This is a genomic window from Pseudactinotalea sp., assembly GCF_048594945.1.
In the GTDB taxonomy this organism is placed as follows: Bacteria; Actinomycetota; Actinomycetes; order Actinomycetales; family Beutenbergiaceae; genus Pseudactinotalea.
Genome location: NZ_JBMDXJ010000406.1, coordinates 1 through 11173, shown reverse-complemented (window position 1 = coordinate 11173; position 11173 = coordinate 1). Strand labels below are relative to the sequence as shown.

The following is an 11173-nucleotide window of genomic DNA, read 5'->3' as shown; positions in this document are numbered from 1 at the left end:
CCTCACCCAGGTCCCCGGTACGCCGGTCCTCGGGAAGCGCCCGTTCGATGAGGTAGGCGTCGGCCTCCTTGCCGGTCTTGAGCACGCCGAGCTCGGTGTCGATCGCACCGGCGTGCTCCACGACCCAGTCGGGGAAGGGCTGCGGACCGCGGTCGAGAGTGTGCGCGGTCTCAGGCCAGGTGGACCAGCGCTGGTCGTCGTCGAGGTCGACGACCTGAGTGGTCGCGTCGAACGTGGCGATGAAGGTGTCCCAGTCGAAGGACGATGGCATGGCGGGATCTCCTGAGGGAGGGACCCGCGCGGTGTCAGCGGGTCCGGATGAGACGGAGGACGGCAGGGGTCAGCGCGACAGTCATGACGTCCTCCTTCCCTCAGGTGCAGGCCGCGGAATCAGCCTCGGTCCGGACGCTACTGGGCATGCCCCGACCACGCCACCGCTTTTCCCGACCCGAGTTCAACGCTCCTTCAGCGTCGTGTCGAGAGAGCGTTGAAACCCTGGCCCGATCAGGCGCCGGGAGTGTCCTCGTCGACTGTGCCATCGATGCCGTCCTTGCCGGCAAGGAACGCCTCGATCTGGGCACCGAGCTCATCGGCACTGGGGAGTTCCTCGGTCGCGGCCAGCAGCGGCGCCCGGCCGGCACGCTCGGCGTCGGCAGCGAACGAGTCGTACTGCGATTCCAGCGCCCGGACGACCGCCCGGACCTCGTCGGAGGAATCGACCTGCCGGTCGATCTCCGCGAGCACCTTGACCCCCTCGGCCTCGAGCTCACCCATCGGCAGCGTGAGCCCGCTCGCTCGCGCGATCTGCCTGACCAGCTCTGCCGCGGCCTGCGGAAAGTCGGTCTGCACGAGGTAGTGGGGCACGTTCGCGGCGAAGCCGAGGGCGTCGCGGCCCTCCTCGCCCAGCCGCAGCTCCAGCAACGCGGCCGCCGAGCCCGGGACCTGCAGCGAGCCGACGAAGTTCGGGTGCTCGGAGATCAGCTCGGGTCGCGTAGCGTGCGCGGTCACGGTCATCGGCCGGGTGTGCGGCACCCCCATCGGGATCCCGTGCACACCGATCGTCGTGGTGACCCCGAAATCGTCGATGATCTGCCGCACGGCCGCGACGAACGCCTCCCATGAGAGGTCAGGCTCCGGGCCGTGCAGGAGCAGCAGCGGCACCCCTTCGTCGTCGCGCACCAGATCCACCACCAGGCGGGGCGCCTCGTACGAGACCCATGCTCCGCCGTCGTACGACATCACGGGCCGACGGGACCGGTAGTCGATGAGCTGGTCGACGTCGAACGTGGCGACCCTCTCGGTCGGCAGGGTCGAGGTCAGGTGGTCGGCGACGAGCCGACCGGCATGGCCGGCATCCATCGAGCCCGACAACGCGTGCACGAGCACGGTCGCGGTCCGCCCGCCGGCGTCGGCACCTGAGTACAGATCAGCTGGGTTACGCACGTGTTCTCCTCCTGGCCGGTGCAACGCCTCGGACAAGCCTGCCATTCCCTCGTGGCGGCTGGTCGCGACGACTGCGCTCACGGTGGATAATGGACGGCCGCTTGTGCCCGTGGGCGCAGCCAGGCCCACAGGAGGGGAACGCGAGACCGTGCCGGAGAACCGCTCGTCCGTGAGCCCGCTCGAGCACGAGCAGCGCTACGTCGACACCGTCTACGGGCGCGTGGACGACCTGCGCGAGGACGCCAAGCAGCGGTTGCGCAACGTGCAGCGCTCGGGCGCCTCCGGGACGCACCAGAACCGCTCGGAGCGCGACGCGTTCGCGACGCTGTACGCCGATCGGCTCGCCCAGCTCAACGGCGTCGAGGAGCGGCTGGTCTTCGGTCGGCTCGACCTCGACGACGGTGCGCGCCGCTACGTCGGGCGGATCGGGGTCTCGGACGCCGACCAGGTGCCGCTGCTCACCGACTGGCGCGCACCGGCCGCCCGCTCGTTCTACCAGGCGACGGCGGCCTCCCCCGACGGCGTCGTGCTCCGCCGCCACCTGCAGACGCGCGGCCGGGAGGTCATCTCGATCGAGGACGACCTGCTCGACGCCGAGGCGCTCGACGCCGACACCTCGCTGCAGGGCGAGGGCGCCCTGATGTCGGCCCTGCTCGAGCACCGCACGGGCCGGATGAGCGACATCGTGGCGACGATCCAGGCCGAGCAGGACGCGATCATCCGCTCCCCCGCCGACGGCATCCTCGTGGTCCAAGGTGGTCCCGGCACAGGCAAGACAGCTGTGGCGCTGCACCGCGCCGCCTACCTGCTCTACGCCAACCGCGAGGTTCTCGAGCGCGCCGGGGTGCTGCTCATCGGCCCGAGCCGGGTGTTCCTGCGATACATCGAAGCGGTGCTGCCATCGCTCGGCGAGACCGGTGTCGTGGCGCTCACCCTGGACGATCTGGTGCCGGACGTGACGGCGACGGCCGTCGAGAGCGACGACCTCGCGGAGCTCAAGGGCCGCGCCGTCTGGGCACGGATCATCGCCCGGGCGGTCAGGAACAAGGAACGGGTGCTGCCGGCCCGCGAGCTCCGGGTGGGCACCCACACGGTGCGGCTGCTCCCCGGGGACGTCCGCGAGGGACACACCCGCGCGCGACGCGCGCACCGCACCCACAACGAGGCACGCGCCACCTTCGTGCGCCACATGCTCTCGGTTCTGGCCCGCCAATATGCCGAGGAGATCGGCGGCGTGGACCCCGAGGAACGGGCCGAGCTCGTGGAGGACCTGCGCACCGCACGGGATGTCCGGGTGGCGCTCAATCTCTGCTGGATGCCGCTCACGGCCGCGGGCCTGGTCGGGGAGCTGTTCGCGAAGCCGCACAAGCTCGCCGACGCGGCGCGGGGCGCGCTCAGCCGCGCGGAGCTGGCCGCGTTGCAGCGCCCCGTCGACGCCCCGCTGACCCCCGCCGATGTGCTGCTCATCGACGAGGCGGCCGAGCTGATCGGTCCAGAGGACGAGGCCGAGCGCGGTCGGGCGCGCGCCGAGGCGCAAGCCCAGCGTCGATCCGAGCTCGAGTACGCGCAGCAGGTGCTGGGCGAAGGGCTCGGTGGCGGCATCGTCAGCGCCGAGCAGCTCGCGTCCCGGTTCGCCGAGAGCGGGCCGGCGCTCACGACCGCCGAACGCGCCCTGGCCGATCGTTCCTGGACGTACGGCCACGTGGTCGTCGACGAGGCTCAGGAGCTCTCCGAGATGGCGTGGCGTGCGCTGCTGCGCCGCAACCCGCGGCGATCCATGACGGTGGTCGGCGACGTCGCGCAGACCTCGGCAAGCGCCGGGGTCCGCCGGTGGGCCGACGCCCTCGACGGCCCGCTCAAGGGCGGGTGGCGCCTCGAGGAGCTCACGGTGAACTACCGCACACCTCGCTCGGTGATGGACCTCGCGACCGCGGTCGCCACCGCAGCCGATCCGACGCGCCCACCGTCACGTGTCCAGTCCGCGCGCGACGAACCCGACGCCGTCAGCCTGCACCCCACGCACGACGTCCTCGCGGAGGTACGGAACGCCGTGGAGCGCGCACAGCAGCGAGGCGGCACGATCGCGGTGATCACCCCGCGGAGCGAGCGCGCGCAGCTCGCGACCGATCTCGGTCTCACCGGCGCCGCCGATCTCGGTGCGTCCCTGGTGGTGCTCGACCCCACCGGCGCGAAGGGCCTGGAGTTCGACCACGTGGTGCTGGTGGAGCCGGCCGCGATCGCCGAGCAGGCCACGGGTGCGGGCGACCTGTACGTGGCGATGACACGGCCCACCCGCCACCTCGACGTGGTCCACGCACACCCGCTCCCGTGGGGGTTCGAGCTCACGTGACCGCGTTCGTGTCCCATCACGTGGTCCCGCTCCGGCGCCGGCTCGGGATGCTGAGACGATAGGACCGTGGTGAAGGCACTCTTGCTGGAGAACGTGCACAGCCTCGGGCGCGAGACGCTCGAGAAGGCTGGTGTCGAGGTGACGACCCGCTCGGGAGCACTCGACGAGGACGAGCTGATCGCGGCGCTCGAGGGAATCGATCTCCTCGGCATCCGATCGAAGACGCAGGTCACGGCGCGTGTGCTGGACAGCGCCCCGTCGCTCAGCGCCGTCGGGGCGTTCTGCATCGGCACCAACCAGATCGATCTGGCTCATGCGGCAGCAGGCGGCGTGGCCGTGTTCAACGCCCCGTTCTCGAACACGCGCTCGGTCGTGGAGCTCGCGATCGCCGAGATCATCGCCCTGACGCGGCGGCTGACCGAGAAGGACAAGGCGCTGCACGGCGGGATCTGGGACAAGTCGGCGACGGGCGCGCACGAGGTCCGCGGCCGCACGCTCGGGATCGTGGGCTACGGCAACATCGGCACGCAGCTGTCGGTCGTCGCCGAGGCGCTCGGTCTGCGGGTGGTCTTCTACGACACCGCCGAGAAGCTCGCGCTCGGCAACGCCACCCGGATGAGCTCGCTGGAGGCGCTGCTCGACGTCGCGGACATCGTCACGTTGCACGTGGACGGTCGCCCCGGGAACGCCGGCATGTTCGGCGCCGCACAGTTCGACCGGATGAAGCCAGGCGCGATCTTCCTCAACCTCTCACGCGGCTTCCTCGTGGACTACGCCAGGCTCCGGGAGCGGATCCTCGACGGCGCGGTCGCCGGGGCTGCGGTTGACGTCTTTCCTGAGGAGCCCAAGTCGGCGGGTGACCCGTTCCACTCCGAGCTGCGGGATCTCCCCAACGTGATCCTCACGCCTCACGTGGGCGGCTCCACCGAGGAAGCGCAGCAGGACATCGGGCTCTTCGTCTCGGCGAAGCTCCGGGACTACCTGGCGGTCGGAGCGACCGGTCTCTCGGTCAACGTCCCCGCCCTGATCCTCGACCGGCCCCGTGACGGAGCATCGCGAATCGCCCACCTGCACCGGAACGTGCCCGGCGTGCTCGCGGGAGTCAACCAGGCCCTGTCATCCGGGGGTGTCAACGTGGAGTCCCAGGTTCTCGGGACCGCGGGCGATCTCGGTTACGTGGTGACGGACCTCAGCGGCCCGCTCCCCGGATCGGCGGTCGAGGCGCTCGAGGCGATGGAGCCGACGATCCGGGTGCGGGTGCTGGACCAGCCGGTCCAGCCGCAGAACTGAGGTCTCAGCCCCCGGACTTGCGGCGGAACATCCGGCGTCCGCCGGTCACCTCGGAGCCGTGCACCTGACCGGTGTTGCGGCGCCCCTCGGCCGTGAGGTGATCCTGCTCCTTCTTGCGCTCGAGCGCCTCACGCATCTTCGCCTTGGCATCCTTGATGCCTTCCGGCTCGGTGCCCTTGTCGTCAGCCATGCCCACTCACCTCTCGTCGGTCGTCGCCCCCAGCCTGCCCGACGGCGGCGGGCCGGGCCAATCGGTTATCTCATCTGTGCATCATGGGCGGCCTGGGACACGTAGGCCAGCGCAGCGTCGACGAGGCCGTCGAGGCTGCGCGAGGTGTCGAGCACCAGCCGATCGTCGGACCACACCTCCATCGTCCGCGCAGCGACCTCCGCCCAGGTCGGCTCGGCGAACCCGGCGTAGCGGGTCCCGCGGCCGGCGAGGCGCTCGCGATGGACCGTGGGATCGGAGCACGTCACCTCGATCCACCGAATCGGAGCGCCGTGCTCGGCGGCGAGGTCGCGCCAGGCTGCTCGAGCTGGTTCCACGGCGTTGACCGCATCGGCGATCACGGTGTGACCGGCTGCCAGCAGCTCGCCCGTCTGAGCCTGCACCACGCCGTACGCAGCCAGCCCGGAGGGCACCGACGGGTGCACGGGGCCGCCAGCGCCGGCGCGCCACATCGCGGCCTCGACCGTGTCGACCGAGAGCAGCACCGCTCCGGTCTCCAAGGCGAGCGCACGGGCGAGGGTGCTCTTGCCGGCGCCGGGGAGCCCGGCCATCACCACGAGCATCGGCGTCACGTTCTCACGCTGCCAGCATCGCGAGCGAGATGAGCGCGAGCATCCAGCTCACGAACGACCCCACCAGGAAGTACTCCGTCAGGCGGTGCACGTGCTCCTGATCCTTGCGCGAGCTGAGCTCGGGGAACCGCAACAACCCCTTCGCCGCGACCACGATGCTCGCCGCCGTGAGGTTGCCCGCGAGGCCGAGCCCGATGATGAGCACGCGCTCCATGGGCCCGAGCAGGCGGCCACCTTTGAGGTCGCTCGCCGGATCCGCGGGGTCGGTCGCCGAGCCGGACGTGCGCCGCGCCGGGTTGACGGTGCCGGTCGCCGCCAGGACGAGCCGCACGATCACGTTCCCGGTGCTGAGCTGGGCGACCAGCGCGCCGAGCACGAGTAATGCATGTGCCGGCTCGATTCGTGCTGCGGGCGGCCAGGCCAGCCCGGACCACCACGACGCGAATGGTCCGGAGACCGGTGACGCGAGGCCGGAGGCGAGAAGCATCACGCCGACGCCGACACCGAGGATCGCCAGGGGCACGGCGGGCGAGCCGCCACGGAACGTCCGCTCACCGGTGCGGCGCCACAGCACCACGAGCGCCGCGATCACCACGAGAGCGAGCAGATCGACACCGCCGGTCTGGCCGGCGAGCAGCCCGACCACCACAGCCGCGGCTGCACCGACCGCCTCCGGAACCAGCCGAGCCGTTCTCGGGCGGTTGGCGATGTCTGCGACTCCGCAGCCCAGGAGCAACAGGCCCAACCAGATCATGAAGCTCACACCTCCTGGAGCAGGGCGTCGGCGGCAACGACGACCGCCAAGCCGCTGCGCCGGGTTCGTTGCGAGACCGCCGACGGCGAGATCCCCTCGTCGGCCGCGAGATCGGTCTGGCTGCGACCGTCGAGCAGCCCGCGCAGCAGCCGGAGCGCCCGCTCGTCACCTGCATCGACGAGCTGGTCACGACACAGCAGCGCCGCGTTGACAGCGGCCTCCGCGGGGCCCTCGGTGTCGGTAGCGAGCACGTAGCGGGTGCGTGCCGCGTGCGTACGCGCCCGGGCCGCGTCGGCCTCCACCTCCTCGATCGCTGCGCGTGCGGCCCACCAACCCGGGCCGTCCTCGACGCGAGGCTCCTGCTCCAGCACTGTGACACCGCCCCAACCGATCCCATGCCGCAGGTCCGCGTCGGGGAGCAGTGCCAGCCGCAGCCGGAGCGCGGCATGGAGCGCGGCGCCGACCGTGGCGTAGACGCCCTGGTACTCGTCCCCCGACTGGATCCGCAACGGCACGAGCGGCGCCAGATCGTTGTTGGCCAGCTCCACGACCTCACGCAGTCGCCGATGCAGCGCGGCACGATCGGCCACGCCGCGAGAACCGATGACGTCCCCGATCAGCGCCGCTGCCTGCTTCATCTCGGTCATATGAAGATGATACCTTCATTCAAGCCAGAATAAGCAGGATCCTTCAGAACCGTCGGTAGCGCCGGCTTCCCCTCCGGCGCCACCGACGGTGGTCTCATGGGCCTCAAGCATGCCCTACTGCTCAACCTCGCCGCTCGTCGATCGATGGTGGCGGAGCGAGGTGATCGCGGCCTCGAAGTCTTCGAGCGAGGTGAAGCTGCGGTAGACGCTCGCATAGCGGAGATAGGCGATCTCGTCGAGGTCCTGCAGCGGGCCGAGAATGGCCAGACCCACCTCGTGCGCGTCAACCTCAGCCGCACCCGTGCTGCGGACCGCCTCTTCGACCTGCTGGGCCAGCAGCGCGATCTGGTCGTCGGAGACCGGACGACCCTGACAAGCTTTCCGCACGCCGGCCGCGATCTTGTCGCGACTGAAGGGCTCCGCCGCCCCGGAGCGCTTCACCACCACGAGGCTGGTGGTCTCAAGAGTGGTGAAGCGGCGACCGCACTCGGGGCACTGCCGCCTGCGGCGGATCGACGACCCATCCTCGGCAGCCCTCGTCTCGACCACCCGGGAATCGGGATGACGGCAGAACGGACAGTACATGCTGCCACTCCCTCGCGTTGGACGCTACATGTGTCGGATCACACCGCTGTAACTACTAGATGTAGCAATCTAGTCGGCCAGATCCCACGTGTCGAGCGCAAAGCCACGCGCGAGAGCACACCACCGCGGCACCCGCCGCCCCTCGCCGGAGAGTGGGCGCGCCAGTCAGTCGCCGCTGGGAACCGTGAGCTGCTGGCCGGCCACGATCGTGGTCCCGGTCAAGCCGTTCAGCTCCGCGATCTCACTCATCAGGTCGCGCACATCCTCCCCCGGAGTGGCGACCGACGCCGCGATGCTCCACAGACTGTCCCCGCTGGAGACGGTGACGACGTCCACGGCACCGGTCGACTCATGTTGGCCGGCGACCGCGCCGACGACAGAGCCCGCGCTCGCCGCGGCGGCGATCGCCAGCCCGGCGAGCACCGCGCGGCCGCGCGTCGTCAGTCGTAGTGGTGCTGGCGCGGCGGCAGCGCTCCGACTCGCTGGACGCGGGTTCGCCGGACGAGGGGCGACAGGGCGCGCGGCCGGCAGCGGGACCACATCGGCGAGCCGCTCGGGCTCGGGCGTGGCGTCCGGGAGCGCCGGCACCAGCGCCAGGTGGCGACGCCGGGGGCTCGGGAAGGAGATCGGACCGGGGTGGGCCAAGACGCTCATCGTGGGCTCCTCGTGGGGGACGCGGGTCGGAAGAATGCTGTTGGTCGGGGTGGTCGAACAACCGTGCGTCGTACGTGCGTTCGTCGGACGTCTGTACGAAGATAGCACGCACGTTCCAACGGCGTCCACCCCGACAGGCGCGACACGCCCGTCGAACGGATGTTTGTCACGGTCGCTGTGTGCTCGTACGCTTGTTCTCACGCAGCACACACCATCACGGACCTCCGACATTGGCCCGGCAGCGGTAAGAATCCGTTGATTTTCCAACGATTCGGGCTCGAGCGACGATCACTCAGACAGGAACCAGGGAGCCAAGCGATGAACCCGTTCGACCCCGACGGCCGGAACACCCGACTCACCGAGCGTCAGCAGCGGATCATGGAGGCGATCCGGAGCAGCCTCGCCACCCGCGGCTACCCGCCCACGATGCGCGAGATCGGCGATGCTGTCGGTCTGGCGAGTCCGTCGTCGGTCAAGTACCAGCTGCAGACCCTCGAGGAGAAGGGCTTCCTGCGGCGCGACCCGATCTCCACGCGCGCGATCGAGATCGTCGCTCCCGATGACGATGTCGCCATCGCCAGCTCCGAGGGCGGCCGCCACCTCACGTTGCACGACGGCGAGACGACCGGCGCCACGCCCTCGTACGTGCCGGTGGTCGGTCGGATCGCTGCGGGCGGCCCGCTGCTGGCCGAGCAGGCGGTCGAGGACGTCTTCCCTCTCCCCCGTCAGCTCGTGGGCGACGGTGACCTGTTCCTGCTCAAGGTCGTGGGAGAGTCGATGATCGAGGCTGCGATCTGCGATGGCGACTGGGTGGTGGTGCGGCGGCAGCAGGTCGCCGAGAACGGCGAGATCGTCGCCGCGATCATCGATGGCGAGGCCACGGTCAAGACGCTCAAGCGCGACAGCGGAAAGGTCTGGCTGCTTCCCGCGAACCCCGCTTTCTCGCCTATCGACGGTACCGACGCCGAGATCCTCGGCCGCGTTGTCAGCGTGCTGCGAGCCCTCTGAGGCTGAGAGGGCCGCTCACTGCTCGTCCCGCAGCCGACGCAACGCTGCCCGGACGATCGCCGGGTCCGTGGTGGGCCAGAGCGGCGGTAGCGACCGAGACAGGAAGGTGCCGTACCGGGCTGTCGCCACGCGTGGATCGAGGATCGCGACCACGCCCCGGTCGCTCACGCCGCGGATGAGGCGCCCGGCGCCCTGAGCGAGCAGCAGAGCTGCATGCGTGGCGGAGACCGCCATGAAGCCGTTGCCGCCACGCTTGGCCACGACCTCGGTGCGTGCGGCCATCACCGGATCGTCGGGGCGTGGGAACGGGATCCGATCGATCAGCACAAGCTGGCACGCGTCACCGGGAACGTCCACGCCCTGCCACAGCGACAGCGTGCCGAACAGGCTGGTCGCGGGATCGGCCGCGAAGTCGCGCACCAGCGAGGGGATGGAGTCCTCGCCCTGCACGAGTACCGGTGTGCGGAGCCGCTCCCGCATCGCCTCGGCGGCGGCGGTGGCGCCGCGGCGCGAGGAGAACAGTCCCAGCGTGCGCCCGCCCGCCGACTCGATGAGCTCGGCGATCTCCTCGAGCACGCGCGGATCGGTGCCTTCGCGCCCCGGCTTCGGCAGGTGCTTGGCCACGTAGACGATGCCCTGCCGGCCATAGTCGAACGGCGACGCCACCTCGAGAGACGTGTAGTCCGCGCCGCCCATCCCCATCGAGCCCGCGGTCGCGTCGAACGTGCCGCCGAGGGTGAGCGTCGCGGAGGTCAGCACAGCGCCGCGGCCCGCGAGGAGCTGCCCGGCGATCGGACCCGCCACGTCGAGCGGCGCGACGTTGATCTTGATCGCCTCGCCGGGTCCGATACCGCGGCTGCACCAGACGACGTCCTCCCGGTTGCGCAGCCGGTCCGAGAGCAGTCGATCGGTGATCTCGAACAGCACGAGCGCGGCCGACCGTGCCTGCGCGAGCGCTCCGCCCGCGTCGCCGTCCTTGCTGCCGGACTTGACACTGTCCTGCTTGATCGAGGAGACCACCTGCCGCGCGGCGTCGGCGACCGCGCGCACGGCGCCCTCGACCTCGGGCGGCAGCGCGTCGGGCCAGCGGCCCTCGGGCGTCGCCGTGAGCACGCTCCGCAGCAGCACCGCGGCGTCGTCGAGGGCCTGGGTGGCGGTGCCCGCCTGGCGGCGCGCGAGCCGAGCCACCCGTTCGACCGCCGGTGCCGACAGCTCGACCGAGGCCTGCGCCGTCACCCGCGAGGGCAGCTCGTGCGCCTCGTCCACGACGAGTGCGTCGAACTCGGGCAGCGCCCCGGGTGAGCCGCTCGCGGCGATCCCCAGCATCGCGTGATTGGTCACCACCACGTCGGCGGTGCGTGCCGCCTGCCGCGCGAGCTCGGGGAAGCACTCCGAGCGCAGCGGACAAGACTGTCCGATGCACTCCATCGACGTGACCGACACCTGCCGCCAGGCGCGGTCGCTGACACCCGGCACCAGGTCATCCCGGTCGCCGCTGTCGGTCTCGTCGGCCCAGGCGCGCACGCGCACCACCTGGCCGCCGAGCGAGTCGTCACGCGAGGATGCGGCGGCGGGGTGCTCCTCGGCGCTGGAGGAGGACTCCGGCGCCATGTCGAACAGGGCGGCGTCCTCCTCGGGTGG

General features: G+C 70.8%; 11 protein-coding genes and 1 pseudogene. 3 read left to right on the top strand and 9 right to left on the bottom strand.

The genetic code is table 11. The features are described from left to right. Together ACOJSN_RS18500 and ACOJSN_RS18495 are read right to left on the bottom strand one after the other, a co-directional pair. Positions 1–271, bottom strand: a pseudogene (locus ACOJSN_RS18500) (serine/threonine protein kinase); the annotation flags it as partial. Between the two features lie 233 nt (positions 272–504). Beyond that, positions 505–1443, bottom strand: coding sequence for a proteasome assembly chaperone family protein (locus tag ACOJSN_RS18495; RefSeq protein ID WP_420113963.1), 939 nt, complete (start codon positions 1441–1443; stop codon positions 505–507). A gap of 169 nt (positions 1444–1612) precedes the next feature. Here ACOJSN_RS18495 and ACOJSN_RS18490 point away from each other — a divergent pair, with 169 nt between their 5' ends. Both ACOJSN_RS18490 and serA read left to right on the top strand, forming a co-directional pair. Then, positions 1613–3793, top strand: coding sequence for a HelD family protein (locus ACOJSN_RS18490; RefSeq protein WP_420113962.1), 2181 nt, complete (start codon positions 1613–1615; stop codon positions 3791–3793). 66 nt (positions 3794–3859) lie between these two features. Further along, positions 3860–5083 carry a phosphoglycerate dehydrogenase gene (gene serA, locus ACOJSN_RS18485; protein ID WP_420113961.1) on the top strand — a complete coding sequence of 408 codons (1224 nt, stop codon included), beginning with the start codon at positions 3860–3862 and terminating at the stop codon, positions 5081–5083. Between the two features lie 4 nt (positions 5084–5087). Here the strand turns inward: serA and ACOJSN_RS18480 are convergent, their stop codons facing one another. The 6 genes from ACOJSN_RS18480 to ACOJSN_RS18455 all read right to left on the bottom strand — a co-directional run bounded on the left by ACOJSN_RS18480 (position 5088) and on the right by ACOJSN_RS18455 (position 8524). Beyond that, positions 5088–5273 (bottom strand): DUF5302 domain-containing protein, encoded by a 186-nt coding sequence (locus tag ACOJSN_RS18480; protein ID WP_420113960.1) that lies wholly within the window; start codon positions 5271–5273, stop codon positions 5088–5090. A gap of 65 nt (positions 5274–5338) precedes the next feature. Further along, on the bottom strand, positions 5339–5884 hold the full coding sequence (locus ACOJSN_RS18475; RefSeq protein WP_420113959.1) for an AAA family ATPase: 546 nt from the start codon (positions 5882–5884) through the stop codon (positions 5339–5341). 4 nt (positions 5885–5888) lie between these two features. After that, positions 5889–6638 carry a hypothetical protein gene (locus ACOJSN_RS18470; protein WP_420113958.1) on the bottom strand — a complete coding sequence of 250 codons (750 nt, stop codon included), beginning with the start codon at positions 6636–6638 and terminating at the stop codon, positions 5889–5891. 5 nt (positions 6639–6643) lie between these two features. Next, the gene (locus tag ACOJSN_RS18465; protein WP_420113957.1) at positions 6644–7285 is read right to left on the bottom strand and encodes a SatD family protein; all 642 of its coding nucleotides are present in this window, start codon (positions 7283–7285) and stop codon (positions 6644–6646) included. A gap of 114 nt (positions 7286–7399) precedes the next feature. Continuing rightward, positions 7400–7870, bottom strand: a complete 471-nt coding sequence (nrdR, locus tag ACOJSN_RS18460) for a transcriptional regulator NrdR (protein ID WP_420113956.1) — start codon at positions 7868–7870, stop codon at positions 7400–7402. Between the two features lie 165 nt (positions 7871–8035). After that, positions 8036–8524 (bottom strand): LysM peptidoglycan-binding domain-containing protein, encoded by a 489-nt coding sequence (locus tag ACOJSN_RS18455; protein WP_420113955.1) that lies wholly within the window; start codon positions 8522–8524, stop codon positions 8036–8038. A gap of 318 nt (positions 8525–8842) precedes the next feature. Between ACOJSN_RS18455 and lexA the strand changes: the two genes are divergently transcribed. Next, positions 8843–9532, top strand: coding sequence for a transcriptional repressor LexA (lexA, locus tag ACOJSN_RS18450; protein ID WP_420113954.1), 690 nt, complete (start codon positions 8843–8845; stop codon positions 9530–9532). 15 nt (positions 9533–9547) lie between these two features. On the opposite strand, the gene ACOJSN_RS18445 is transcribed toward lexA, so the two are convergent. Beyond that, positions 9548–11173, bottom strand: a 1626-nt coding sequence (locus ACOJSN_RS18445) for an ATP-dependent DNA helicase (protein ID WP_420113953.1), incomplete at its 5' end; no start/stop codon positions are given.

Coding starts and splice junctions, on each gene's coding strand:
- nrdR (WP_420113956.1), bottom strand. CDS start 7,870: ATGTACTGTCCGTTCTGCCGTCATCCCGATTCCCGGGTGGTCGAGACG.
- ACOJSN_RS18480 (WP_420113960.1), bottom strand. CDS start 5,273: ATGGCTGACGACAAGGGCACCGAGCCGGAAGGCATCAAGGATGCCAAG.
- ACOJSN_RS18455 (WP_420113955.1), bottom strand. CDS start 8,524: ATGAGCGTCTTGGCCCACCCCGGTCCGATCTCCTTCCCGAGCCCCCGG.
- ACOJSN_RS18465 (WP_420113957.1), bottom strand. CDS start 7,285: ATGACCGAGATGAAGCAGGCAGCGGCGCTGATCGGGGACGTCATCGGT.
- ACOJSN_RS18470 (WP_420113958.1), bottom strand. CDS start 6,638: ATGATCTGGTTGGGCCTGTTGCTCCTGGGCTGCGGAGTCGCAGACATC.
- lexA (WP_420113954.1), top strand. CDS start 8,843: ATGAACCCGTTCGACCCCGACGGCCGGAACACCCGACTCACCGAGCGT.